Here is a 25,500-nt window from a genome sequence, read left to right as displayed (position 1 = left end):
TCGGCTCGTTTTCAGAGCGCCCTCTCAATGCTGAGTCCATTCAAATCAAGCAAGTGTGTCCAACTCCAATTCGTTGCCAAAGTGATCTGGGGTCTGGCCCGCCATCCGATACGCCGACGTGGATCGAAACTGAAAAACCCAATGCCTGAGAGCAGCTTTGCTTTTACGTCTCCAATTTTTCGCGGTAGGGTTGTTTCAGAACGGCTCCGAATTTCGTTTCTGAAAGGTCTGAACATCATGACAGTCTCCCTCCCTTCCCGTCTTGGCCTTGTGTCTGCCCTTGCCTTGGTTGCACCACATGTCGCCGCCGCAGACCCGACAATTGATTTCTATGGGCAGCTTAACTTTGGTGTTTTCAGCGTCGATGACGGGACAGAGGATGAGACGTTCTTTACCGACAACGACAATTCCAACAGCCGCGTGGGCGCGATTTACTCGAACGATCTGGCGGGCGGGTCCACGGTCAAATTCCACTTTGAAACGGCGCTTGGGTTCGCCGGGTCGAGTTCTGCGACCATGGATAACAACGATCTCGACCTCGATATCGGGCGCACGGATCTGCGTAAACTCGAACTGATCTACGCCACGCCAAGCTTGGGCACGCTCAGTTTCGGGCAGGGCAGCACCGCGTCGGACGGCGTGGCGGAAGCGGATTTCTCGGGCACCTCGGTGATTGCCTATTCCGGCATTGCCGACCTCGCCGGCAGCTTTCAGTACCGCCCCGATGGCGGCGCGCTATCAGGCATCGCCATCGGGGACACGTTCAAATCCTTTGACGGGGCGCGACGGTTCCGGGTGCGGTACGACACGCCCTCATGGAACAACCTCGTCTTTAGCATCTCGGGCGGTGAAGAGGTTCTGGATCGCGACAACGACAGCGAATACTATGATGTCGCGGCCAAATACGCGGCTGACTATGGCGACATGAAGGTGGATGGGCGCCTTGGGTACGAGTGGATCAGCGGCGGTGAAGAACTGTTGGTCGGCTCTTTCGCGCTCCTGCACAAGCCCACCGGTTTCAGCCTTGCCCTGTCGGCAGGGGCTGAGCAGGAAGGCGATGCCGATTACATCTACGCCAAACTGGGGTATCAGCAGGATTGGTTTGCCCTTGGCACCACGGCGTTGTCGCTGGATGTGTTCGAGGGCAATGATTACGCAATCGACGGATCCGACAGCTCATCCGTAGGGATCGCGGCGGTTCAAAAGGTCGATGCCTATAATCTTGAGCTTTATGCCATTTACCGCACGCATGAATTTGACGCCTCGGGCACAGATTTCGACGATATTGATGCGATGGCGGTCGGCGCGCGCTGGAAATTCTGAGACGCGGCATCATGTCCTGCAGCGGGCGCGGATGAATTGCGCCTGCGATGCGAATACGGCATATGGGGGCTATGATGTATTGTCGGACAAAACCAGCCTTTGGCATGTTGCGCCTTGGCCTTGCGAGTGCGCTGATGCTTGGCCTTGCCGCCTGCGGGGGAGGTGGTGCAAATACACAGCCAAACACTCTGACGCCTGTGACACTGGAAGGCGCTCAGCGTTTTGCCACGGGACCGATCGGCGCGGCGTGCAACGTTCACAATCGGCGCACGGCGTCAAAGGCCCGCTGTGGGTGCGTTCAGGCGGCGGCGAACCTGACGCTGAGCCAGTCAGAACAGCAGCGCAGTGCGCGCTTTTTCGCAGAGCCTGAGCTTTTGCAACAGGTCAAACTCTCTGACAGCCCTGCGAGTGAACGTTTCTGGTATGCGTGGGCTGCTTTTGCCGAAACCGCCGAGACGCTTTGCGCAGATTTGTGATCTCTCAGAGGTCGCGCGCCCAAAACTGAAGCTGCTTGGGTGTTTCATCTGCCGCGCCCAGATCTTTCCAGTTGAATGTCGCCACGACCCCGGGCAGGGGCCGGTAGCCCCGCGCGCGCCAGAAACCATCCAGCGGCCGGTAATCGGTCGGACGCAGTGGATGATCTGCAGGGCGGATCACAGAGCAAAAGACGCATGTGTCAAAGCCATCCTGCCGCGCGGCCGCCTCGCGCAGATCGAAAAACGCATGCCCCGCCCCGTGCCCCCGAAACTGCGGGAGCAAGACACTCTCAGCACAGTAAGACACCTTTGATACATCTATGTCCGTTTGCACAAATGCGCTCGCAAACCCATCGGCATGCGCCGTCAACGGCATCGCGGTCGAAGCCCCAACCAGACGCGCGCCCTCAAAAGCACCGATCAGAACCGTCAGCGGGTTTTGCGCATAGGGGGCGAGATATTCTGCCTCGTATTCGAGATCACCTTCATAAAGATAGGGCCAGTCGCGAAACACCGCGATGCGCAGGGCGGCAACTGCGGGAATGGCATCGTTTAACGCGGCTCCACTCAGCCTGCGGAACTCAAGCGTCATCGGCTCCGGACACCTGAGCGATCCAGTCCGACAGGTTATACCGCGTCGTCACCCGCGAGATTTTGCCGTCGGTGATGTCAAAGAACGACCCCGCACTCAGCCGATACCTCTGCCCCTGCGCCTCGGGCAGGCCCGCATCCGTCGCTAGATAGGTGCCGTTCACCACATATTCCGCAGCCGCACGCCCCTGATCTTTTGCCTCAAGGATCACCATATCGGTCAGGGTTTCATCATAGCAGCGGCTCATATGCGCACAGAACTGTTCAAAGGCTTCCTTGCCCTCGCGCACGTCGCCTTCATTCACATGATGCGCGACATCCTCCGTCAGACAGGCCAGCATGCCCGGAATATCCTTGGCGTTAAAGGCGTCAAAGTAGGTTTTTACGACAGCGGGCATGGACCCTCCAATTGATCAAAAACACATGTCGGTCGTGTGCCGTGTCAGAGGTTGTCCTCAACATCGGTCACATCAACGCCCAGCAATTCCAACCCGTTTTCAAGATGCTCTGCAAGGCCCGGAATGCCGGACAGATAGTTTTCCGTTGGCGCAGAGGCTTCGCGCCGCGCTTCCGCTTTCGCATACTCCAGTTCGGAGACATCAAAACTGTCGCGGCCCACCCACATCAAGGCGACAAGATTGGCTTTCTCGTCATCATTCAGCCCGGATATATAGTTTGATAGATTGGAGCTCTCAGGGCCATATTCACGGGTCAGCAGGATTACCCGCGCGACTTTTCGTGTGCTGATTTCGAGCATATTGCCACCCCTTTTTATATGCTCTCAGCTTGTGTCTTTCGTTGGTGCGGTGCAAGGGCTAATTATACCTGCGAACGTACCGTACCTTGCACAAGCGCGCGTGCTAAAGCCTGCACGCTCTTTGGCCTGTCCGTAAATAATTCTAGAAAAAGTTAACGACATGCGTGATGTTCTACGCATAGTTGCGTCATTTTCAGAGGATCTTTTTTATGTCACGTATCCCTTACAACGTTCAAAAATTTCTGTTTTCCATTGTCGAAGCCATCCCCCCGCTGGCGGCCTTGGTCAATAAATTTGCCATCAATCGTGTCGTCAAACGCGCAAGAACCCGGCCACACCCTCTGAGCACCGGGCGTGATTACGTCAGCTGGTCCGGCCTGACAGATCGCCGCTGGAGCGCACGGCATCTGCCACCACAAACCCGCGATAACCTGCCAGACCCGGAAGTGTTGCAAGAGCTGTTCCGGCGCAAAGAGGGCACACAGCGGCTTTGTCCCAAATCGACCTGCCTGTTTCCGGCCTTTGCGCAATATCTGACCGATGGGTTTATCCGCACCGAGTCAGAACATCTCACCCCCGAGGGGCAAGACCCCAAGCTGCACCTGAAACGCAACACGTCGAACCATGACATCGACATGTGCACGCTCTATGGTCGCACCCCCGCACAGACGGATGCGCTGCGCCTTCAGTCCAGCGATCCGGGCCACAAAGGCCGTCTTAAATCTCAGATGATCGGGGATGAAGAATACCCGCCATTTCTTTACCGCGATGGCGTGCCTGATCCTGATTTCGCGGTTCTCGACCCACCCCTAGGGGGTGCAGATCAAAGCCCTGAGAAACAGGCGAAACTCTTTGCCGTGGGCGGGGACCGGGTCAATTCGGTGCCGCAGGTTGCCATGCTCAACACGCTGTTTCTGCGTGAACACAACCGGCTCGCGGGCGAGATCGAAGTCGTACATCCCGATTGGGATGACGACCGCGTTTTTGAAACAGCGCGCAATACGGTCATCGTGATTTTCATCAAGATCATCGTTGAGGACTACATCAACCACATCTCTCCCCTGCCCTTCACGCTGCGCGCGGACCCGTCCGTGGCGTGGAATGCGCCGTGGAACAAACCCAACTGGATCACCACTGAATTCAGCCTTTTGTACCGCTGGCACGCGCTGATCCCCGATCAGATCCAATGGGGCGATGATCTGCACCCGGTTCATACGACGTTCATGAACAACGACCTGCTGATCCGTGATGGCCTGCTGAAAGGGTTTGCCGGTATATGTGCAACGCAAGCGGCTGAGCTTGGGCCGCGCAACACGGCTGAGCCTTTGTTGAAGGTCGAATTGGCCTCAATCGAGCAGGACCGCTTTTGTCAGCTGGCGGGGTTCTCGGATTATTGCAATTACATGAGTCAGCAAAGACCTGCGTCCTTCAAGGCCATCTCATCTGATCCGGAAATCAGCGATACGCTCGCCAAACACTATGGCGGACCCCGCGATGTCGATTTTCATGTGGGCCTGTTTTGCGAAGACAGGGTGCCCAACAGCCCGTTGCCAAACCTCATTTTGGTCTTTGTCGCGCTGGATGCGTTCAGTCAGGCGCTGACCAACCCGTTGCTGTCACAACATGTCTTTAAACGCGGCACGTTTTCGGCACCGGGATGGAGCGCGATCCGGCAAACAGAATCCCTGCGTGATGTTCTGGACCGCAATGTGGCGGGCGGCGCAGGCGATACATTTATTGCGATGACGCGCAAGGAATGGGTGCCGGAGTAAACGCGCCCTCAGATCAATTCACTTGGGGGGCCAAATCGCGCGATCAGCCGCTCTTTGATCTGATCGCGGGCCTGCCGATACCCAGCCAGCTTGCTCTCGCGCGTCTCACCCAACCCGGTCGGGTCAAGGATCGGCCAGTATTCCACATCAAGGTGATAGAACCGCGTCAATTCCAGCGCGCGGCGCTGGCTGGCCGGGCTCAGGGCAATCACCAGATCGAAAGAACCCAGATCATCGCCCCAGTTTTCCATCTCGTCAAAGCTGCGGGACCGGTGACGCGATAATTCCACATCCAGTTCCTGACAGACCGCGATCGAGAATCCGTCAATCTCAAGATCATTCGTCACGCCGGCGGATTGAACGTATGTGCCGGTGCCGTAGAGCTTTTTCATTATGCCCTCCGCCATCGGAGAGCGCACAGCGTTATGATCACAACAAAAAAGAACGGACTGTGGCGGTTCTTGTGTCATTTAACCGCCAAAGTGCAGAACGCAAATCAGTGTGAACAAACGCCGTGCGGTGTCAGTGTCGATATCGGCCTTACCTTCGAGGCGTTCCTGAAGCACACGACTGCCTTCATTGTGGATACCGCGTCGTGCCATATCGATGGTTTCAATCTGGCTCGGTGGCAGTTTCTTGACCGCATCGAAATAGCTTTCGCAAATCTGAAAGTAGTCTTTGACAACCTGCCGGAACGGCCCGAGCGACAGATGGAATTCCGCCGCTTTTTCTGCTGTTTCCGTGTTCACGTCAAAGACGAGACGCTTGTCGCGGATCGCAAGGCTTACGTGGTAAGGACCGTCGAGAACCGGGCGCCCCTCGCGACTGGGCAGCACAAAAGTATTGTCCTCAAGAAGATCAAACATCGCGACTTTCCGCTCCTGTTCGATTTCAGGCGTCGGCGGCGGAAGGCCGCTGTCATCAAGGGTTATATGCGAGATGCGGGACATTTGAGTACTTCTTGCCGATGGATGTAAGCCGCGCCTGAGTAGCGCGGAAACACCGTTCGGGGCAACCTTTTAGAGCGCTTCACTGTCGTTTAGTTTGCGCAGGCGCGCCGTCACAGAAAGGCCGTGCGCCTCAAGGCTTTCCGAGTTGGCCAGCGTCTCTGCCGCCGGACCGACGGCGCGCAATGCCGCCGGTGTCATCCGCGCCAGTGTTGTACGCTTCATGAAATCAAGCACGGACAGGCCCGATGAGAACCGGGCAGAGCGTGCCGTTGGCAAAACATGATTGGGTCCCCCGACATAATCGCCAATCGCCTCTGGCGTCCATTGCCCCAGAAAAATCGCCCCGGCATGCGTGATCTGCGCGCTCAGGGCATCCGGGTCCGCCACGCAAAGCTCAAGATGTTCAGGGGCGATCCGGTCGGACAATGCAGCCGCTGTCGCCAGATCAGGGACCGTGACGATCGCCCCAAAATCCCGCCAGGACGCACCCGCGATCGCGCGCCGCTCTAGGGTTTCCAACCGCTTTTCAACCGCCGCCGCCACCGCCTGCCCGAACGCAGCATCGGTCGTGATCAATATGGATTGCGCGCTTTCGTCATGTTCCGCCTGGCTCAGCAAATCGAGGGCGATCCAGTCCGGGTCATTCTGCGCATCTGCAATCACCAGTATTTCGGATGGACCCGCAATCATATCAATGCCGACTTTGCCAAACACACGCCGCTTGGCCGCTGCAACAAAGGCATTGCCCGGACCCGTGATTTTATCCACCGGCGCGATTGTCGCCGTGCCGTAGGCAAGTGCCGCCACGGCCTGTGCCCCCCCGATGCGGTAGATTTCATCAACCCCCGACAGACGTGCTGCGGCCAGCACAAGCGGGTTCAAAACACCGTCGGGTGCCGGCACGACCATGGCAAGGCGGGAAACCCCCGCGACCTTGGCAGGGATGGCGTTCATCAGCACCGAGGACGGGTAGGACGCAAGACCACCCGGCACATAAAGCCCAGCTGCCGCCACAGGCGTCCAGCGCCAGCCCAGCATTGCGCCGCTGTCATCGATCCACTCTGCGTCCTCAGGACGTTGGCGTTCGTGGTAGGCGCGGATACGTTGCGCCGCCAGTTCCAGTGCGGCCACCTGATCGCCGGGCGCCGTAGCAACCGCAGCATCCACCTCATCAGGCGTGATGGCGAGGCGATCCGGCGTCAACGTCAGCCGGTCAAACTTTTCCGTCAGGTCGATCAGGGCCGCGTCACCGCGCGCACGGACATCCGCAATGATCTGCGCAACGGTGGCGTCTACATCGGGGCTGTCTTCGCGCTTGGCGCTCAGCAAAGCGCTGAAGCGGGTCTCAAAATCTGGATCGGCAGCATTCAGAAATACGGGCATGGCAGTTTACGACTCGTCTGGGAAAGGGGCAGTGCCGGGGATAGGTCACTCAGGATGCGATGGCGTCGTCTTGGACGGTGCCAGATAGGGTTTTGTGACGTCTTTCAAGGTCGCTTCAATTGCTTCAACCTCAAGACGAATGGCCCCATCCCCCGCAAGCGTGATGACGATATGACCCGAAGGCGCGTCTGCGGCGACAAATTCTATCGTGAGCACAGACAGAATTGTGTCCTTGTCGCCCCGGTCGATCCCGCTGCTGGCAACAGCGGTCACCGTGTCGAAGGCCAATACAGATTGCACCCGTTCAGGGGACATCGCACGTGCCGTGCCCTCTTCCCAGCGAAAACGGTTGAGTAGCAGAGCGAACCGCTGCGCGGCCTTGTCCCAGCGCATTTCGGTTGCCGGAAAAACCGCATCCTGCGTCAGGGACGCCATGACCTTGAGGTCTTCTGCATCGACCGCACCAAGGTTCAGGGGCGCTTCACGCCCGTCTTCGAAACGTGCATCGGTCATTATTCCGCGATCCTTTCGATCTGCGCCCCAACAGCGGAGAGCTTGCGCACCACATGCTCATATCCACGGTCGAGATGATAGACGCGGGACACTTTTGTCTCGCCCTCAGCGGCAAGCCCCGCAAGGATCAGGGAAACGGACGCCCGCAAATCGGTGGCCATCACCGGGGCCCCCTTCAGGCGGTCAACCCCCTTGACTGTCGCGGTCCCGCCATGCACCTCGATATCAGCGCCCATGCGAATGAGCTCAGGCGCATGCATGAACCGGTTCTCGAATATCTTTTCTTCCAGAACAGAGGTCCCTTTGGCGGTGCACAACAGGGCCATCATCTGCGCCTGCAGATCAGTGGGAAACCCCGGAAATGGCTCCGTCGTGACATCGACCGCGCGGATATCCCCATTTGCGCGGGCGACACTCAACCCATTCGCAGTTTCGGTCACCGTGACACCCGCCGCATCCAGCTTGTCACAAAACGCAGCCAGCAGGTTGATGCGTCCCCCCAGCAGTTCCACCTGTCCGCCGCAGATCGCCGGGGCGAGCATATAGGTGCCAAGCTCAATCCGGTCGGTCACAACGCGGTGGGTGGTGCCGCCCAGTCGGTCAACGCCCTGCACCGAGATAGTCGAGGTCCCTTCGCCTTCGATTTGTGCTCCCATGGCGCGCAGGCATTCAACAAGGTCCACAATCTCGGGCTCGCGCGCGGCATTGTTAATGACGGTGGTGCCTTTCGCCAGTGACGCGGCCATCACGATATTCTCGGTCGCCCCAACAGAGGCAAAGGGAAAGTCGATGACAGCCCCCTTGAGCCGTCCGCCCTTGGCCTTGGCCAGCAGATAGCCGTCTTTCAACTCGATCTCGGCGCCCATCTGGCTCAACCCGTCGGTGTGGATGTCCATGGGGCGCGCCCCAATTGCACATCCCCCGGGCAGGGAAACCTGCGCGTGACCTTCGCGCGCCAAAAGCGGCCCAAGCACGAGGTTGGACGCGCGCATCTTGCGCACGATGTCATATTCCGCACGCGTGTTGATCGCCCCGTGACAGGACATTGCCAGCACCTTACCATCCTGCAGCGAGGTCACTTCCGCGCCCAGCGACTGAAGCAGTTGCGTCATTGTGCGGATGTCCGACAAGCGCGGTGCATTGGTTAGCGTCAGTGGTTCTTCGGACAACAATGTTGCGGGCATGAGGGCAAGGCAGGCGTTCTTTGCACCTGCGATCGGGATCTGCCCCTTCAGGCTGCCGCCCCCTTTTACCAATATCGAATCCATGCGCTTATGCGTCCTTATCCTGCCCGGAATTGCCCGGTGTATTGTTTGTTTCCCCATCTGACTGCGCCCGCTCGCGCGACTGCGACTTGCGCCGCGCAAGGTTGGCTTTCAACGCCGCTTTCAGCCGGTCTTCGCGGGAGCCATCGGTTGTGCCTTTGAATTTCGATGGGGTTTTATCTGCCATAAAGGCTGTCTATCGCAGCCACGCGCGCGGGTCCAGATTAGGCTTGCACCAATGTGAGTTTGCGTCTAACCAGCACTCGCACAAAGGCTGCAGTAGCTCAGTGGTAGAGCGCGTCATTGGTAATGACGAGGTCGGGAGTTCAATCCTCCCCTGCAGCACCATTCATCTGTACAAATTTCACGGCTCAAATGAACCGGTAGGGTCGGGTGCCTGTCGACGAAGTACACGTGCTCCAGCCCTCGGCGGGATCGACGGAAGGCTGACAAAAGAATTGGTTCGCGCGTGGTTCCTGAACAGCAGGCGAAACCGGCTCACATTGCCATATTCATTTAGTGGCGTCCCGGCTCACAACCTGTTTAGGGAACACAGCCGTGGGTCTGGTTCTGCAGAACCTTTGCCGAAACGCTGTCCTATTTAAGGTCCAGGTGGACTTCGGGCACGAAGGTTTGGTCCGCCATCGGGGGTCTGACATAGCCCCGTTGCGGCGGGCGTTCTTCAAGGACGACCGGGGGGCGTTCGATTTCCTTGTAAGGGATCAATGACAAAAAGTGATTGATGCAGTTGATCCGGGCGTGCTTTTTCACATCCGAATTTACCACGTACCAAGGCGCCTGCTTGATGTCCGTATGCGAGAACATATCGTCCTTCGCTTTCGAGTAATCCACCCAGCGCTTGCGACTCTCCAGATCCATCGGGCTCAGCTTCCACTGTTTCGTGGGATCGGTCAGGCGCATTTGAAACCGACGTTCCTGCTCTTCGTCGCTGACGGAAAACCAGTATTTGATAAGCTGTATACCTGAACGCACCAGCATGCGCTCAAACTCAGGGCAACTGCGCATGAATTCCTTATATTCCTCTTCGCTGCAGAAACCCATGACACGCTCAACACCCGCCCGGTTGTACCATGAGCGATCAAATATGACGATCTCACCCGCCGCCGGAAGATGCGCGACATATCGTTGGAAATACCATTGCGACTTTTCGCGCTCCGTCGGGGCCGGAAGGGCAACCACCTGACAAATCCGCGGGTTCATGGCTTCGGTGATGCGTTTGATCGTGCCGCCCTTGCCCGCAGCATCGCGCCCCTCAAAGATAACCGCAACCCGATGACCGGTATGTTTGACCCATTCCTGCAGTTTGACCAGTTCGATCTGCAGCCTTGCCAACTCGGCTTCGTAGTCTGAATTTGATATTTTTCCCATCATGGTCTCCCAATGCCCGTTGCGTTAATCTGGTGCAGGTTTCGACGCCGCTTGTACAAGTTTAGCATTGTCAGGCGCAGGGTCGGGCAAAAATTTTCAAGCTACCGGTGCCGATCAAGGCCAGCCCGGTCATTACCAGCGGCCTGAGCATGCAAGTAGTGTGGTGCCCTGTACCACAAGATCCACCCCTCCATACGAAGGCCGCGTGTCAGATCAAGATCCAATGGTGTCTTGGCTTGAGGTCGGAAAGATCTGCGGTCCAATAGTGACCTTGAGAAGGTTGATCATATGCGCGGTTGATCGGCAGACCTTTGAAAGCACAATATAACAACGTCCCCACCGCACCATGGGACACGATTGCAAGATCGCCGGTTTCGTGGTGCGCCGCGATACCGCGCACGGCATTTTCAATCCGACCCTGAGCGGCGCGCGCGGTTTCCCATCCTCGGAATGCGGTGTCGGGGTTCGAAAAGAACTCATCTGCGGCGGCTTCAAATTCGGGGGGCGGCAGAAACCCGGTCGCGGTACGGTCGTTTTCGCCCAGATTACTGTCTGTCTGAAGGGGCACACCAGTCTGCCGCGCAATATAGTCGGCTGTCTGTTGCGCTTTGCGCTCTTCGCTGGCCCAGATACTGGTCACATTTGCCAAGAGCGTTGAACGCGCAAACCCCTCAGCGCGCGCGCAGCCAGTTTCGCTTAGTTCCCAATCCGTCACCGAGCGGGCCGCATCGACCTTGACTTCAGGGTGCGTGATGAAAATCAGGGCGCTCACTTATTTCGCCTCAGGCAGCAGGACTGGCCCCTTGGCGGCAAAGGACATGCGCAGCTCGGCACCAATTTCAAGTGGATCATCGACATCATCCTGAACTGCAAACACCTGCCCGAAACTACCTTCGAGAGTGTATTCCATACGTACGCCGACATAGGTGGCCTTGGCAATACGCACGGCAACCCCATCGCCATGCCCCACGACAATACGCGATGGGCGCACGGCCAAAGTGGCCGGTCCTTGCGTCAAACCACGCGCGGGTAATCGGTGCTGATACCCGTCTATGTCGATGGTTGCGGTATCGCCTTCAACCGCGACGATGGTGCAGTTGATCAGGTTCGCCTCTCCGATGAAATCCGCGACGAAACGGTCGTTTGGCGCATCATAAAGCTGGCGTGGTGTGCCGATCTGGGCGATGGCGGCATTGCGCATGACCACGATCTGATCAGAGACGGCGAGCGCTTCTTCCTGATCATGGGTGACGTAGATGACCGTCAGGCCAAGGTTCTGCTGGATCGCGCGGATGTCCTCGCGCACCTGTCGGCGCAGTTTGGCATCAAGGTTCGACAGCGGTTCGTCAAACAGCAGCACCTGAGGTTCCAGCACCAGCGCGCGTGCGACGGCCACACGCTGCTGCTGGCCGCCGGAGAGTTCCGAGGGCAACCGGTTGTCAAACCCTTTTAGTCCGACCAGATCGAGACCATGCAAGGCCCGCGCGCGCGCTTCCTCCTTGCCAAAACCGGAAAATGTCAAACCGTATTTTACGTTCTCGAGCACGGTCATATGCGGAAACAGGGCGTAGGACTGGAACACCATGGATACGTCGCGATCCGTTGCAGGTAATTTTGTAACGTCCTGATCGCCGATCAGAATACGCCCGGAACTCGCCATCTCAAGCCCTGCAATCATGCGCAATGTCGTCGTCTTGCCGCATCCGGACGGGCCAAGAAGTGTCACCAGCGAGCCCGCATCGACATGCAGATCGATGTTGTCGACCGCGATCACATCCTTGCCAAAGACTTTGGAGACCCCTTCGAAGCGAACCGGTGCTGCCTTGCCGCCGAGTTGCGTTTCATTCATGTCGTTTTCTCCGCTACCTGTTGGGTTCGCCGTCCGATCTGCACCCGACCCACGAGCAATTGCAGCATGCCAACAGCCGTCAGCATCACAAAGATCAGCGTGGTGGAATAGGCAATCGCAAGGCCATAGTCATTATTTTCGACCCGCCCGATGATGTAACTGGTGGCCATGTCATATTCCGCCGAAACGAGGAAAATCACGGCAGAAATTGCTGTCATCGCGCGCACAAAGGAATAGACCAATGCCGCGAGAATGGCAGGCCGCAGCAAGGGCAGGATCACGCGCCGGAACGTCTGCCACGAATTTGCCCCAAGGGTGAGCGAGCTTTCGTCCAGTGATTTATCCAACTGGCTCATCGAGGCGATGCCAGCGCGCACGCCAACGGGCATGTTTCGGAAAATGAAGCTGATGACGAGGATAACGCCGGTGCCGGTAATCTGGATCGGCGGAACGTTGAAGGCCAGAATGTAGCTAACACCGATCACCGTGCCGGGGATTGCGAACGACAGCATCGTGCCAAATTCAAACGCGTTTTTGCCTGCAAAATTCTGGCGCGTCAGCAGATAGGCCGTGACCAGACCCACCGCCGCGGTGAGCGGTGCGGCAATCGCAGCAATGGTGATCGTCGTCCAGAAACTGTCCCAGGCGGCGCCGGTCCAGCGGATGCCTTCCTCTTCGAAACGGACGGAAAAGGCGGTGATGTAGTGTTTGAAGGTCAGCGAATTATTCACGCCCCAGAGTTCGACCACGCTGCCGTAGATGATCATGCCATAAACAACGGCGGTAAATATGGCCCACCCCAGCGCGATCACCATGACAGGCACGGCCAGACCGGTCGGCATCAACGGATGAACCCCTGAATCGCCCTTGCCCGACACGGTGGTGTAGCTTTTCTTACCCAACCATGCGCGCTGCGCGTAAAACGCCGAGAGCGTGAAAAATAACAAAACCATCGCCAGAACGGCCGCACGGCCCTGATCGTATTGCGCGCCGACGATGGCAAAGAAAATCTCGGTCGACAAAACATCGAAATTGCCGCCCAGAACCAGCGGGTTGCCGAAATCGGCCATGCTTTCGATGAAGCCGAGCAGGAAGGCATTGGCCAGACCGGGGCGCATCAGCGGCAGCGAAACCGTGCGAAACGTCTGCCAGCGGTTCGCCCGCAGCGTCTGCGATGCCTCTTCCATGGAGGGGCTGACGCCCTCAACCACACCGATCAGCACAAGAAACGCAATCGGCGTATAGGCCAGCGTTTGCGCGATCATCACGCCCGGCATGCCATAGAGCCACCGGGTCGGTTGCACGCCGAACATCTCGGCAAAGAACACCGTGACGGAACCGGACAGGCCGAACAGCAGGATCAGCGCCAGACCAATCACAAACGGGGGTGTGATGATGGGCAGAACCGTCAGCGCGCGGATCGCGCGTTTGTAGCGAAAGCCCGACCGGGTCACGATCAGCGCAAAGCACAGGCCCAGTGCAGTGGTGAGAAATCCAACCGTTATCGCCAAAAACAAGGAGTTCCACGCCGCCCCGCATTTTGCCCCGGCAAAACACCCAAGGCTCCAGAGCCGGTCATCGAACAGTTTATCCGCAAAAACAGCAATGGAGTATGCCCCATCCTCGGTCACGAATGCCGCGAACAGCATCTTGGCAATCGGGAAAAAGACGAAAACGGCGACGATGGTGATCACGCCGCCAATGGCGCTGACCACAAAGACATCGCCATTGATCGCCCCCCGCGCAGCAACACCCTGCGTGAGCAAAAACAGGAAAGCAGATGCGGTGATCATGCCCCCATAGCCCATGCCGAACTGACGATCCCCAAGGTCACCAAAGGCGGCCTCAAGCCAGTCAGAGTTAAACCCGCGAATGCCGATGCTGAAGCCTTGCGCGATCAACCAGCCAAAGCCAATCGCCCCCGAAAGGATCAGCAGCCGGGCAAACCACGGGTCTGATTTGGGACGCCGCAGTGCAATGAGCGGCAGAATAAGCGCGATCAGCAGAGGCGCCAGCCAGAGCTTTTTGCCCTGCGCGATCAGGAACGCGGCAGGGGCGTAATCCTCATCAAACGGATAGCCATCACGCAGCCACTCGAACGACAGCAGGCCGTCTTCCACCATGTACCATGGCAGAAGACAAAACCCGACCCACCCTGCAATGACCCAGAAGGTCAAAACCGGATGCGTGGTCCGTTCGGATGTGGCGTTTCGCACGGATTACTGCGCGAGCACAGAGACCTCTTCGTCCCACTTTTGCAGCAGCCGCTTGCGTTCATCGGAGGAGCCGTACTTCTTGAAGTCGTAATCAATCAGTTTGATCGTGCTCATATCAGGCGCGCTTTCGGAAGTTTGCGCACTTTTGTTGGATGGCACCTGAAAGGCATCGACCTGCAAAGCAAGGTTCTGCGCCTCGGCACTCAGCGCCCAGTCATAGAACTTTTTCGCTTCTTCAAGGTTGCGGGAGCCATCAATGATCGACATCGATCCGATCTCATACCCTGTGCCTTCGCACGGGGCGACAACCTTGATCGGGAAGCCGGAGACTGCCTGTTTGACCGCGTCATGCATGAAAACGATGCCGATTGTATTCTCGCCACGTCCTGCCGCCTTGATCGGGGCCGAACCGGATTTCGTATACTGGTTCACATTGGCATGAAGCCCTTTCATGAACTCGAAACCCTCGTCCTCGCCGAAAATCTGAACCATAGAAGCCAGTGTCGTGTAGGCCGTCCCCGATGAATTCGGGTTCGCCATCTGCACGTGGCCCTTGTATTCAGGCTTCAGCAAATCCTTCCAGCATGCGGGTTCCGGCAGATTGTTCGCCGCGATCAGGTCGGTGTTATACCCATAGCCCAGCGCACCGGAATAGATGCCAATCGTCTTGTCATCCGCGCTTTCGGCCTGGCTGATTGCCCAGTCGTGTAACTGGTCGCGCATTGGCGAAATATAGGCCATGGTCAGCCCTTCCTCGGCTGCCTGAAGGTGTGGATCGCCCGTACCGCCCCACCACACGTCTCCTTTGGGGTTGGAGGATTCCGCGCGTATCTGGGCAAAGGTCTCACCCGAAGACTTGCGCGTCATGTTGACATCAATGCCTGTCGCATCCTCGAAACTACGCGCCATAAGCTGGCACCATTCTTCCTGCGCGCTGCAGTAGAATGTCAGCTTGTCGGCCTGCGCCGCAGTCATTGACGCGGACAGCGCGATCAAGGACCCCGCCAGCGTGGTTGTAAATTTCTTCATTTTCTTCCTCCCAGTTTATTCGTATGTCCCGGTTTTTCCGGTTCTGATCGGTCAAGCGCCTAGGACGCTTCCCGCAGGTTTTGCATTATCTTCAATTCTCCCGCCCGATCTGCAAGCATTTTGAGGATGCGGGACAGATCTTTTTCATCAACCAGTGTCGCAGCTTTGCCCGGCGAGAACCAATGCCGCTTGCGCTGAAGGCGTTCTTTCCATCGCTTATTCAGCTTTTCGACCACCATTGGATAAAGGGTCACCTCACATGGCATCAGGTCTGTATCGGAGAGACGTTTGTCGTAGTGATAGGTGCCAATCGCATTGTGTGAGATGAAACCGACAGCGCCGGCTTCTTCCAACGCTTCGATCTCCGCCGCGTGCCAAGGCTTTTTGCCATCCATCAGCCAGCCCTTTGGCATGACCCATCTGCCGGTATCGCGCGATGTCACCATCAGCACGCGCAACTTGCCTGTCTTGTCCCACCGTACCGGCAGGGCCGCGATCTGTTTGGCCGTTACCAATTGATCACTCATGGGCAAGTCCGCGCGGTTATGTCGTCACCCGACAAGATTTGTACAAAACACTGGGCCCGGGCTGGTGAAGGCAAAGCGATAAAAGTCATATCGCACCATCATCTTGTGAAATTTCATATTTCAAAACTGTTTAAACACATCTGTTGTTTGATCGTTTATCCCCAAGGTTCAGCACTGACTTGTGGTTTATGCAACAAAATAATTGCAAATCAGACCGAAACACCACAATCATCAGGCCAAATTTAAGTGGGTCAGGTAATTGGCAAAGGCAACTAAACGAGACGCAGGCCCCGATGTGCGCCCGGGCAAAGTTAAGAAATCAGAACGTCGCCGAAAGATTCTTCTGGAGCTAAAATTACGGCCCCATGTTCGGATCAGTGAGCTTGCAAGGCAGTTCAACGCGTCCACGGAAACCCTGCGCCGCGATTTTGACGCGCTTGCCAAGGACGGCCTGATAGACCGCGCACATGGCGGTGCCTCGGCACTGTCGCAGCGCCATTATCCAAATCTCGATACACGCACGGCGGCACGTATTGCAGAAAGGGAAAGCATAGCCCTTGCTGCGGCGTCTCAAGTGCGGGACGGCGAAACGATAATGATCGATTCCGGATCAACAACGATTGAGCTGGCCAAAGCGCTCGCCTATCGCGATGTGTCGTGCACGGTTATTACAAATTCGCTGCCGGTAGCGATGACGCTTGGTTCACGATCCGCAGATGTCATGCTGTGTCCGGGGGAGTATCAGGGCGACGAAAATGCTGTTGTTGGCACTGAAACGCTGGAGTTTCTGCGCGGATTTCGAGTGGATCGCTGCATGATTGGTGCATCGGGATTGTCCGTGGACGGCGTGTCCGAGACCGTTCGGGGGTTTGCGGCAGTTAAAAGGGAGATGCTGCGTCAAGCATCACTTCGCCAGCTGTTGATCGGATCCGAGAAATTCAATCAAAGCGGATTGGCCCGCGTCGTCGGCATCGACGAGCTTCACAGTATTTTTGTTGATGTGAGACCGCAAAACGAATTACTCGCAGCATTAAAGCGTGGTGGCGTTGATATTCACGTTGCAGACACGCCATCACCGAACGCATAATCACGTAAAGAAAACTCAGGGAGGAAATGAAATGAAACTCAATCTTAAACTGCTGCTTGGCGCTTCTGCCATCTGCATGCTGTCGCTGTCCACGAGCGCTTTGGCGCAAGACTGCCCACGCGGTGATCTGGATTCGCGCTTCTGCGATGTTGACGGGGACCTGATCGCTGATACGCCAACTGACCCTGCCGAGCAGCTCGACCCCGACACGCTGATCTTTGCATACACGCCCGTCGAAGACCCGGCCGTCTATAAAGAGGCATGGTCCGATTTTCTGACCCACCTGGAATCAGAGACCGGCAAAGATGTCGTCTTTTTCCCCGTGCAAAACAACGCAGCCCAAATCGAGGCCATGCGCTCAGGTCGTTTGCACATCGCCGGTTTCAACACCGGGTCGAACCCGCTGGCTGTGAACTGCGCGGGCTTCAACCCCTTCACGATCATGGCGTCCAAAGACGGCAATTTCGGGTATGAGATGGAAATCATCACCTATCCCGGTTCCGGAATCGAAACGGTTGAAGACATCAGAGGCAAATCCCTTGCCTTTACGTCGCCCACGTCAAATTCCGGTTTCAAGGCACCCTCTGCGATCCTCAAGGGCGACTTCGACATGCTGCCCGAACGCGATTTCGAGCCTGTGTTTTCCGGCAAGCACGACAACTCCATCCTTGGCGTGGCCAATAAGGACTACGTTGCCGCCTCCATCGCCAATTCGGTCAAATCGCGCATGATCAGCCGCGACGTGATCTCCGAAGACGACGTGAAGGTCGTGTATAAATCGCAAACCTTCCCAACCACAGGATTTGGCACGGTCTACAACCTCAAGCCGGAGCTGAAAGAGAAGATCCGCAATGCGTTCTTTAATTTCGAATGGGAAGGCACCTCACTGCAGGCAGAGTTCGAAAAATCGAACGAAGGCCAGTTCCTTGAGATGACCTATCAGGAATTCTGGGACGTGATCCGCAAGATCGACACCGCAAATGGCGTCAGCTACGCCTGCGAATAAACACTGATCGGGCGGGTCTGTTATGGCCCGCCCTGTCCAATCAAAAATGGTGGGGGGCATGGTGATGCTGCGGCTTGAGAAGCTAGTGAAGACGTATAAAACCGGCGATCAGGCGCTGAAGGAAGTCGACCTTGAGATACCACAGGGTCAGGTGCTGGCGTTGATCGGCCCGTCGGGCGCTGGCAAATCAACCCTTATCCGCTGCGTCAACCGACTGGTGGAGCCGAGCTCCGGTCAGGTTTATCTGGGCGATGTCGAGCTGACCGGGCTGTCATCTGGCGCATTGCGTCGCGAACGCCGCCGCATGGGCATGATCTTTCAGGAATACGCGCTTGTGGAACGTCTGACCGTCATGGAAAACGTGCTGTCCGGGCGTTTGGGCTATGTTGGCTTCTGGCGTTCTTTCCTGCGTAAGTTCCCGCAAGCGGATGTGGACGAAGCGTTTCGCCTGCTTGATCGCGTGGGCCTCGCGCATATGGCCGACAAACGGGCTGACGAGCTTTCTGGCGGGCAACGCCAACGTGTTGGTATCTGCCGCGCCCTCATTCAAAACCCCGCGCTGCTGCTGGTGGATGAACCAACCGCCTCGCTTGATCCCAAAACATCCCGTCAGATCATGCGGCTGATTTGCGAGTTGTGCCGCGAGCGCGGGCTTGCCGCCATTATCAACATTCACGACGTGGCTTTGGCGCAGATGTTCGTGCAACGTGTCATTGGCTTGCGCTTTGGTGCCATGGTTTACGATGGTCCACCCGAAGGACTGACCCCGGACAGGCTGACCGAAATCTACGGTGAAGAAGACTGGGAAGCGACCATCGAACAAATCGACGATGACGAGATCGAGGCAGCCGAATGAGCGTCCCAAATTCCGAGCTGGAAACACTTCTGGGAAAGCCGTGGAAAAAGCCACCTTTCATCCAGCGTCCGTGGCTACGGTGGACCCTTGTCCTTGGGTTCTTCGCCTATCTGATTGCTGCCTATATGACGATCGAGGTCAATTGGGCCCGCGTCTATGTTGGGCTTGAACGCGGCAAACAATTCGTGCTCGCTTTTACAAGCCCGGATTTCACCACCCGGTCCAGCGACATCTATTCGGGGATGCTTGAAAGCATCATCATGACCGTTGCGGCCTCTGTTGTCGGCATCATCATTTCGATTCCAATTGCCCTTGGCGCTGCGCGAAATGTTGCACCCTTGCCGGTCTATTTGATCTGCCGGGGCATCATCGCGATCTCACGTGCGCTGCAGGAAATCATCGTAGCGATTTTGCTGGTTGCGATCTTTGGCTTCGGCCCGCTGGCAGGTTTCCTGACGCTGAGTTTTGCGACAATCGGCTTTCTGTCCAAACTGCTCGCAGAAGACATCGAAAGCATGGACAAGGTGCAGGCAGAGGCGATCAAAGCTTCTGGCGCGCGCTGGACACAGTGGATCAATTACGGCGTGCAGCCGCAGGTCATGCCGCGCCTCATCGGCCTGTCGATCTACCGCATCGATATCAATTTCCGCGAAAGCGCTATCTTGGGTCTGGTGGGTGCCGGGGGCATCGGTGCGACGCTCAACACAGCCTTTGACCGCTACGAATATGACACTGCCGCTGCGATCCTGATCATGATCATCGTGATCGTCATGGCGCTCGAATATATCTCCGGCATTGTCCGGGCGAGGGTACAATAATGCCGATCCGCGAGACAGACAGCCAGAAAACCTGGCAAAGACGCACCGGGCGCGAAAGCCTCTCGCACTGGGCCATGTGGCTCGTTGGCCTGATGATTTTCGCCTATTGCTGGCAGCAGATTTCGCAAGCCACCACATGGTTTTTCGTCTGGGACGCGCCCCGCATTGCGAATGATATCTGGACGCGCGCAACACCGCCGAAATGGGATTACATTGCGCAGCTGGGCGAGCCGATCTGGGATACGCTGAACATTGCGACCCTCGGCACGATCATCGCCCTGTTTCTTGCTGTCCCGGTTGCGTTCTTTGCCGCGCGCAATACCACGCCTTCAGCGCTGTTCGTGCGTCCGATTGCCTTGCTGATCATCGTTTCGACCCGCTCGATCAACTCACTGATCTGGGCATTGCTGCTTATCGCGATTATCGGTCCCGGCGTCTTTGCGGGTGTGATCGCCATCGCGATCCGCTCCATCGGGTTCTGCGCAAAGCTGCTCTATGAGGCCATAGAAGAGATCGACGAAATTCAGGTCGAGGCGATCACCGCGACCGGTGCATCGCGCTGGCAGGTCATGGCATATGGAATTGTGCCACAAATCCTGCCTGCATTTGCTGGCATTGCCGTGTTTCGCTGGGACATCAACATCCGCGAATCGACGGTGCTGGGACTTGTCGGGGCCGGCGGTATCGGTCTGCAATTGTCGGCATCGCTGAACGTGCTGGCATGGCCGCAGGTCTCGCTCATCCTGCTGGTGATTCTGGCGGCTGTTGTGATCTCCGAATGGGTGTCGGCCAAGGTGCGCGGCGCGATCATATAATTAGATCCGGTGTGGCGGCAGTATATGCCGCCCCGCGATCTGGTCTGTACATCGCCGCTAAACACCACTGATTTTACAACATTTACAACGCGATACATCGCGAAACCTATGCGTATTTCCACATGGTACGCTTACTCATGTTGACATGTATGGAAGTATACAAGTAGCTTTCCCGCAAAGGGAGCGGTGATGACGTTGGTGCTGGATGATCTGAGCAAATGGAAGCTTGACCCGCTAGTCGCGGTCAGCCCGCAACTCAGGTTGATCTTGCGCAGCCGCATCATCCGCAATGACCTCAAACCAGCCAGCAGGTTGTCGGAACCGGAGCTTGCAAGAGAATATCACGTCAGTAGGCAACCCGTCCGCGAAGCGTTCATCACCCTCATGAACGAAGGCCTGCTTGAGATCAGACCACAACGCGGCACCTTTGTGAAACTCATCGATTATGATGCGGTCTTGAATGGTCGTTTCGTACGCGAAGCGGTGGAAGCGGATATCGTCAAAAGACTGGCAGACACGCCGCCGGACGGGTTGGTCAAAGACCTGCGCACACAGTTGGACGCGCAAAAAGCGGTTGGCGCGCGCGACCCTGCGAAATTCATCGAACTGGACGAAAGGTTCCACCACACCCTTGCGGATGCCGCCGGTGTTGGCAAAGCCTGGAGTATTCTGGATGCCATCAAGACACAGATGGACCGGGTGCGCTTCCTGACCTTCGAAGAGTTTCCGGTCGCCAAGCTGATTGATCAGCACACCGCGATTGTTGATGCGATCGAACAGCAACACGTGGCAGGGGCCGAGGTCGCGATGCGCACCCACCTGATGGAAATCCTAAGCTCGCTCCCAAAGGTGCAGGCCCTCTACCCCGCGTATTTCGACGGGTCTGCTCAAACAATACCCGATCCCAAGCCTTAACACTGGAGGAAACATCATGAGGCTCTTTACAAAAATCAAAGGACTGGCTGCGGTGACCTGCGTTGCAGCGCTCGCGTCTTCGGCCGCATTTGCACAGGAGATGACCCTGAAACTGGGGCATCTGGCAAATGAGCAAAACGCATGGCACCTCGCGGCCGTCAAATTCGGCGAGGAACTCTCCACGCTGACCGATGGCCGCATTGCCGTCGAGGTTTTCCCGAACGAATCCCTCGGTAAGGAAATCGACCTGATCAACGGCATGCAGCTTGGTACGGTGGACATGACAATCACTGGTGAAAGCCTGCAAAACTGGGCCCCTATGGCTGCGTTGCTGGCCGTGCCCTATGCCTATAAATCCCTCGATCACATGGACGAAGTCGCCTCTGGTGACATCGGCACGCAGATCAAACAGCAGATCATCGAAAAAGCCCAGGTGCGTCCGATTGCATTCTTTGCCCGTGGGCCGCGCAACCTGACATCGCAACGCCCGATCACATCGCCTGCAGACCTTGATGGCATGAAAATGCGCGTCCCGAACGTGCCGCTTTTCGTGGACGTCTGGAGCGCTCTGGGCGCATCGCCAACACCGATGGCATTTTCCGAAGTCTTCACGTCCCTGCAAAACGGCGTGATCGACGGTCAGGAAAACCCGCTTGCCCTGATCCGCTCGGCCAACTTCAACGAAGTGCAGGGCTATGTGAACCAGACCGAACATGTCCGGTCCTGGATTTACCTGACGATCGCGGAATCCACCTGGGCCAAACTGTCCGAGGACGATCAGAACGCGGTCATGCAGGCCGCAGCAACGGCGCAGGAATATGAGCGTGGTCTGCTTCTGGAAAGCCTCGCCGAAGATCGCGGCTATCTCGAAAGCAAGGGCATGACCTTCGTTGAGGTGGATGGCGCCGCGTTTCAGGCCGCTGCCAAGGACGCGGTTCTTGCCAACGTAAGCGAAGAAATCCGCCCCGTCGTGGAATCGCTGTTTTCTGAGTAAAACTTCCGCGAGAGCCGTCGGACCTATCTCCGGCGACTCTTGCACCTCTTTTAATGAAAGTATGACGGATGCAGCGGATAGAACGGATCATCGTGGGTGTCGCCAGCGTCGGTGTTGGCCTGTCCTTTTTCGTTCTCATCTGTGCTGTCCTGACACAGGTTCTGGGCCGGACATTCGGATCGTCGCCCGTCTGGACCGAAGAGCTGACGCGCTATGCGATGCTATACACGGTGACCTTCGGGGCCGGGCTTGCCCTGCGCTCCGGCGATCTGGTGAATGTAGACGTCGTCTGCGAAGCACTCCCGGGCAAGGGGCCATGGCTGTTGCGACTGTTGTCTGCGACCGCAACGCTCGTCCTCTGCATTATCCTGATCCCTGCGGCATGGAAATATGTGTCCATCGGGGCTTTTCAAACCTCGCCCGCCTTGGGCGTGCGCATGGATTATATCCACTTTTCGGTTCTCGCATTGCTAGGCTGCCTCGCGGCTTTCGCCCTGCTCAGGATCGTTTCGATGATCTTTTTCTCCGGCACCGGTGAGCCAGTCAATCGTATGGACAGCTGAACATGGGCTTGCTTATTCTCGTCACCGTTTTCGCCATCGGGCTGGTCGTGGGCATCCCCGTAGCCATCACTCTCGGCCTGAGTTCCCTCTGCTATCTGCTGGTGACGGGCATTCCCGTGGTCGTCATGCCGCAGAAAATGTATGCGGGCATGGATGTTTTCGTATTGCTCAGCATCCCCGGCTTTATTCTCGCAGGCAACCTGATGAACCGGGGCGGTATTACGGAACGGATCATCCGCTTTGCAAATGCGCTGGTCGGTTGGATCAGAGGGGGCCTTGGCCTCACAAACGTGGGCGCGTCGATGCTGTTCGGCGGCATCACCGGCACGGCGGTTGCCGATGCGGCATCCATCGGCGGCGTCATGATACCGGGCATGAAAAAGGCCGGATACCCTGCCGACTTTTCAGCCGCCATCACCGCCGCCTCCTCCACCGTCGGGCCGATCATTCCGCCAAGCGTGCCGATGATCATTGTCGGGGCCTTGTCCGGTATCTCGGTCGGAAAGATGTTTCTTGCCGGGGCGATACCGGGCATTCTGCTGGGTATGGCGATGATGATCACCACCTATGTGATTGCGCGCCGCCGGAATTTTCCGAAACAGGAATGGCAGGGCGTGGGCGAAATCGGGCGGTCCTTCGCGGGCGCGTTCTGGGCGCTCGCGATGACCGCTTTGATCCTTTACGGTCTGCTCAGCGGCGTGGCGACACCCACGGAAACGGCGATCATCGCGAGTGTCTATGCCATGTTCATCGGACTTGTCGTTTACCGCGAACTTCCGTTCCGCGAAATCCCCAAGATCATCGTTGACAGCGCCGTTGCCGCATCGGGGATTCTGGTTCTGGTCGGGTTTGCGAATGTGTTCGGCTGGATCCTCGTCTCTGAGCGTATTCCACAGGCCATCGCCGCCGCTGTCCTGTCGTTCACGGAAAACAAACTCATCATCATCCTGATCATCAACATCCTGTTGCTGATTGTCGGCATGTTCATGGAAACGATTGCGGCCCTGATCATCCTCTTCGTCCCGCTTCTGACGCTTGCCACCTCCGTGGGGATTGACCCGCTGCACTTTGCGACCTTTGCGGTGCTGAACCTGATGATCGGCCTGACAACCCCGCCCCTTGGCGTGTGCCTGTTTGTCTGCGCGGGGATCGCGCGATTGCCATTGACCCCGGTCATTATCGCGATCCTGCCGTTTATTGCGACAAACATCATCGTTCTGTTGATGGTGTCCTACTTCCCCCCGCTGGCGACCTGGTTGCCCTCTGTCCTTATCCCGTAACAGGAGGTTTTCGTGACCACCACAATTTGCCGACTTCACAGCAAAGGTGATCTGCGCGTTGAGGAAATCGCATCACAGCCCCTGGAAACGGGCCAGGTCGCGGTCGAAATCGCGCGCGGTGGCATCTGCGGTTCAGACCTGCATTATTTTCAGCATGGTGGCTTTGGCCCGGTGCGTGTGACAGAACCCATCATTCTGGGTCACGAAATCGCGGGCGTCGTAAAGTCGGTCGCACCGGGCGTCACCGGTTTGGAACCGGGCGACAAAGTAGCGGTGAACCCCAGCCAGCCTTGCAATGATTGCCATTTCTGCGCCCGCGAGGAATACCAGCATTGTCTGCACATGCGGTTTCTGGGCTCGGCCAGAACCTTTCCTCACGTGCAGGGGGGATTTCGCAGTATCTTGCCGGTGCCAGCATCCCAATGCGTCAAAGTGAGCGCGCACACCGAGATCGCACATGCCGCCTGCGCCGAGCCGCTGGCAGTTTGTCTGCATGCTGCAAATCAGGCGGGCGATCTGGCAGGCAAACGCGTTCTGGTCACCGGGGCCGGGCCGATTGGCGCGTTGTGTGTTGCAGTATCCAAGGCACGGGGCGCATCGGATATCGTGGTGACGGATCTCGTCGATTTCACCCTGTCCAACGCGGGTAAAATGGGGGCAACGCACTGCGTCAATATCGCGACATCAGCCGACCTGATGGACGCGTTCAGGTCGCCTGAACAACAATTCGATGTGGTGTTCGAATGCTCCGGCGCTGAGGCCGCGATTGCCATGGCGATTGAATTTGTCCGCCCGCGCGGCACATTGGTTCAGGTCGGCGTCGCGGGGAGCCTGAATATCCCCATCAACGCCATTGTCGGAAAAGAAATTTCGCTGAAGGGCACGCACCGTTTCCACCCTGAATTTGCCGATGCGGTCCGGATGATTGACCAAGGGGTGATCAACGTCGCCCCCATGATCACGCAGGTTTTTCCGGTGGAACAGGCACATGAAGCATTTGCGACCACGCTGGATCGCAACAAATCAATCAAAGTGCAGCTGTCGTTCTAGAGTGTTTGACGAAATACCTGAAATATCAAGCATCACGTAACGCGTTGAAATCTTTCATTTCAGGCAGCATTACGTC

General features: G+C 57.2%; 28 protein-coding genes and 1 tRNA gene. 14 read left to right on the top strand and 15 right to left on the bottom strand.

The features are described 5' to 3' along the window. Positions 1-237 precede the first annotated feature (237 nt). Both K5Q35_RS13010 and K5Q35_RS13005 read left to right on the top strand, forming a co-directional pair. A complete protein-coding gene (locus tag K5Q35_RS13010; protein WP_220799858.1) occupies positions 238-1,323 on the top strand; it encodes a porin in 1,086 nt (361 codons plus the stop codon). A 74-nt stretch (positions 1,324-1,397) separates the two neighbouring features. Continuing rightward, positions 1,398-1,799 carry a hypothetical protein gene (locus K5Q35_RS13005; protein ID WP_259650534.1) on the top strand — a complete coding sequence of 134 codons (402 nt, stop codon included), beginning with the start codon at positions 1,398-1,400 and terminating at the stop codon, positions 1,797-1,799. Positions 1,800-1,803: 4 nt separating this feature from the next. On the opposite strand, the gene K5Q35_RS13000 is transcribed toward K5Q35_RS13005, so the two are convergent. The 3 genes from K5Q35_RS13000 to K5Q35_RS12990 are packed head-to-tail and all read right to left on the bottom strand — an operon-like array spanning position 1,804 to position 3,147. Continuing rightward, positions 1,804-2,391 carry a GNAT family N-acetyltransferase gene (locus K5Q35_RS13000; RefSeq protein ID WP_220799857.1) on the bottom strand — a complete coding sequence of 196 codons (588 nt, stop codon included), beginning with the start codon at positions 2,389-2,391 and terminating at the stop codon, positions 1,804-1,806. Continuing rightward, positions 2,381-2,788 carry a ketosteroid isomerase-related protein gene (locus tag K5Q35_RS12995; protein WP_220799856.1) on the bottom strand — a complete coding sequence of 136 codons (408 nt, stop codon included), beginning with the start codon at positions 2,786-2,788 and terminating at the stop codon, positions 2,381-2,383. Before K5Q35_RS12995 ends, K5Q35_RS13000 begins: the two co-directional genes overlap by 11 nt. 44 nt (positions 2,789-2,832) lie before the next feature. After that, positions 2,833-3,147, bottom strand: coding sequence for a DUF3775 domain-containing protein (locus K5Q35_RS12990; protein ID WP_013960247.1), 315 nt, complete (start codon positions 3,145-3,147; stop codon positions 2,833-2,835). A 209-nt stretch (positions 3,148-3,356) separates the two neighbouring features. On the opposite strand from K5Q35_RS12990, the gene K5Q35_RS12985 reads away from it, so the two are divergent. After that, positions 3,357-4,919: a peroxidase family protein gene (locus K5Q35_RS12985; protein WP_013960246.1), complete on the top strand. Its 1,563-nt coding sequence runs from the start codon at positions 3,357-3,359 to the stop codon at positions 4,917-4,919. Between the two features lie 8 nt (positions 4,920-4,927). Here the strand turns inward: K5Q35_RS12985 and K5Q35_RS12980 are convergent, their stop codons facing one another. The 6 genes from K5Q35_RS12980 to K5Q35_RS12955 all read right to left on the bottom strand — a co-directional run bounded on the left by K5Q35_RS12980 (position 4,928) and on the right by K5Q35_RS12955 (position 9,217). Beyond that, positions 4,928-5,389 (bottom strand): low molecular weight phosphatase family protein, encoded by a 462-nt coding sequence (locus tag K5Q35_RS12980; RefSeq protein WP_220799855.1) that lies wholly within the window; start codon positions 5,387-5,389, stop codon positions 4,928-4,930. Then, positions 5,390-5,869 (bottom strand): UPF0262 family protein, encoded by a 480-nt coding sequence (locus tag K5Q35_RS12975; protein ID WP_220799854.1) that lies wholly within the window; start codon positions 5,867-5,869, stop codon positions 5,390-5,392. A 69-nt stretch (positions 5,870-5,938) separates the two neighbouring features. Then, positions 5,939-7,252, bottom strand: coding sequence for a histidinol dehydrogenase (hisD, locus tag K5Q35_RS12970; protein ID WP_220799853.1), 1,314 nt, complete (start codon positions 7,250-7,252; stop codon positions 5,939-5,941). 45 nt (positions 7,253-7,297) lie between these two features. Next, entirely contained in the window at positions 7,298-7,765 is a 468-nt protein-coding gene (locus K5Q35_RS12965) for a DUF2948 family protein (RefSeq protein WP_220799852.1), read from the bottom strand. Beyond that, entirely contained in the window at positions 7,765-9,033 is a 1,269-nt protein-coding gene (gene murA / locus K5Q35_RS12960) for a UDP-N-acetylglucosamine 1-carboxyvinyltransferase (protein ID WP_013960241.1), read from the bottom strand. The genes K5Q35_RS12965 and murA overlap by 1 nt, the downstream gene beginning before the upstream one ends. Positions 9,034-9,037: 4 nt before the next feature. Then, a complete protein-coding gene (locus tag K5Q35_RS12955; RefSeq protein WP_220799851.1) occupies positions 9,038-9,217 on the bottom strand; it encodes a hypothetical protein in 180 nt (59 codons plus the stop codon). 86 nt (positions 9,218-9,303) lie between these two features. On the opposite strand from K5Q35_RS12955, the gene K5Q35_RS12950 reads away from it, so the two are divergent. Beyond that, positions 9,304-9,378 (top strand) — tRNA-Thr (locus tag K5Q35_RS12950). A gap of 249 nt (positions 9,379-9,627) precedes the next feature. Here the strand turns inward: K5Q35_RS12950 and ppk2 are convergent. The 6 genes from ppk2 to K5Q35_RS12920 all read right to left on the bottom strand — a co-directional run bounded on the left by ppk2 (position 9,628) and on the right by K5Q35_RS12920 (position 16,040). After that, a complete protein-coding gene (gene ppk2, locus K5Q35_RS12945; protein ID WP_013960240.1) occupies positions 9,628-10,422 on the bottom strand; it encodes a polyphosphate kinase 2 in 795 nt (264 codons plus the stop codon). A gap of 205 nt (positions 10,423-10,627) precedes the next feature. Continuing rightward, positions 10,628-11,191: a histidine phosphatase family protein gene (locus tag K5Q35_RS12940; RefSeq protein ID WP_220799850.1), complete on the bottom strand. Its 564-nt coding sequence runs from the start codon at positions 11,189-11,191 to the stop codon at positions 10,628-10,630. Next, on the bottom strand, positions 11,192-12,268 hold the full coding sequence (locus K5Q35_RS12935; RefSeq protein WP_013960238.1) for an ABC transporter ATP-binding protein: 1,077 nt from the start codon (positions 12,266-12,268) through the stop codon (positions 11,192-11,194). After that, a complete protein-coding gene (locus tag K5Q35_RS12930) occupies positions 12,265-14,484 on the bottom strand; it encodes an iron ABC transporter permease (protein ID WP_220799849.1) in 2,220 nt (739 codons plus the stop codon). The genes K5Q35_RS12935 and K5Q35_RS12930 overlap by 4 nt, the downstream gene beginning before the upstream one ends. 3 nt (positions 14,485-14,487) lie before the next feature. Continuing rightward, on the bottom strand, positions 14,488-15,513 hold the full coding sequence (locus K5Q35_RS12925; RefSeq protein ID WP_013960236.1) for an ABC transporter substrate-binding protein: 1,026 nt from the start codon (positions 15,511-15,513) through the stop codon (positions 14,488-14,490). 59 nt (positions 15,514-15,572) lie between these two features. After that, positions 15,573-16,040, bottom strand: a complete 468-nt coding sequence (locus K5Q35_RS12920; RefSeq protein WP_220799848.1) for an NUDIX hydrolase — start codon at positions 16,038-16,040, stop codon at positions 15,573-15,575. Positions 16,041-16,335: 295 nt separating this feature from the next. On the opposite strand from K5Q35_RS12920, the gene K5Q35_RS12915 reads away from it, so the two are divergent. The 10 genes from K5Q35_RS12915 to K5Q35_RS12870 all read left to right on the top strand — a co-directional run bounded on the left by K5Q35_RS12915 (position 16,336) and on the right by K5Q35_RS12870 (position 25,424). Further along, the gene (locus K5Q35_RS12915) at positions 16,336-17,127 is read left to right on the top strand and encodes a DeoR/GlpR family DNA-binding transcription regulator (RefSeq protein WP_259650533.1); all 792 of its coding nucleotides are present in this window, start codon (positions 16,336-16,338) and stop codon (positions 17,125-17,127) included. A 31-nt stretch (positions 17,128-17,158) separates the two neighbouring features. Further along, positions 17,159-18,133: a phosphate/phosphite/phosphonate ABC transporter substrate-binding protein gene (gene phnD, locus K5Q35_RS12910; protein ID WP_013960233.1), complete on the top strand. Its 975-nt coding sequence runs from the start codon at positions 17,159-17,161 to the stop codon at positions 18,131-18,133. 64 nt (positions 18,134-18,197) lie between these two features. Beyond that, positions 18,198-18,989: a phosphonate ABC transporter ATP-binding protein gene (phnC, locus tag K5Q35_RS12905; protein WP_013960232.1), complete on the top strand. Its 792-nt coding sequence runs from the start codon at positions 18,198-18,200 to the stop codon at positions 18,987-18,989. Further along, complete coding sequence (phnE, locus tag K5Q35_RS12900; RefSeq protein ID WP_013960231.1) at positions 18,986-19,807, top strand: phosphonate ABC transporter, permease protein PhnE; 822 nt, start codon at positions 18,986-18,988, stop codon at positions 19,805-19,807. Before phnC ends, phnE (K5Q35_RS12900) begins: the two co-directional genes overlap by 4 nt. Beyond that, positions 19,807-20,622 carry a phosphonate ABC transporter, permease protein PhnE gene (gene phnE / locus K5Q35_RS12895; protein WP_220799846.1) on the top strand — a complete coding sequence of 272 codons (816 nt, stop codon included), beginning with the start codon at positions 19,807-19,809 and terminating at the stop codon, positions 20,620-20,622. Before phnE (K5Q35_RS12900) ends, phnE (K5Q35_RS12895) begins: the two co-directional genes overlap by 1 nt. A 189-nt stretch (positions 20,623-20,811) precedes the next feature. Next, entirely contained in the window at positions 20,812-21,537 is a 726-nt protein-coding gene (locus K5Q35_RS12890) for a GntR family transcriptional regulator (protein ID WP_013960229.1), read from the top strand. Positions 21,538-21,553: 16 nt separating this feature from the next. Then, the gene (locus tag K5Q35_RS12885) at positions 21,554-22,531 is read left to right on the top strand and encodes a TRAP transporter substrate-binding protein (protein ID WP_013960228.1); all 978 of its coding nucleotides are present in this window, start codon (positions 21,554-21,556) and stop codon (positions 22,529-22,531) included. A 68-nt stretch (positions 22,532-22,599) separates the two neighbouring features. Beyond that, on the top strand, positions 22,600-23,094 hold the full coding sequence (locus tag K5Q35_RS12880) for a TRAP transporter small permease (RefSeq protein ID WP_013960227.1): 495 nt from the start codon (positions 22,600-22,602) through the stop codon (positions 23,092-23,094). Positions 23,095-23,096: 2 nt separating this feature from the next. Next, positions 23,097-24,374, top strand: coding sequence for a TRAP transporter large permease (locus K5Q35_RS12875; RefSeq protein WP_220799845.1), 1,278 nt, complete (start codon positions 23,097-23,099; stop codon positions 24,372-24,374). 12 nt (positions 24,375-24,386) lie between these two features. Further along, a complete protein-coding gene (locus K5Q35_RS12870) occupies positions 24,387-25,424 on the top strand; it encodes an L-idonate 5-dehydrogenase (RefSeq protein WP_220799844.1) in 1,038 nt (345 codons plus the stop codon). Positions 25,425-25,500: the final 76 nt, after the last annotated feature.

Origin of the sequence: Roseobacter sp. OBYS 0001 (genome assembly GCF_019654895.1) — a bacterium.
GTDB classification, from domain to species: Bacteria; Pseudomonadota; Alphaproteobacteria; order Rhodobacterales; family Rhodobacteraceae; genus Roseobacter; species Roseobacter litoralis.
Note: the sequence above shows the minus strand (reverse complement) of the source record. Positions and strands in the feature narration are given on the sequence as shown.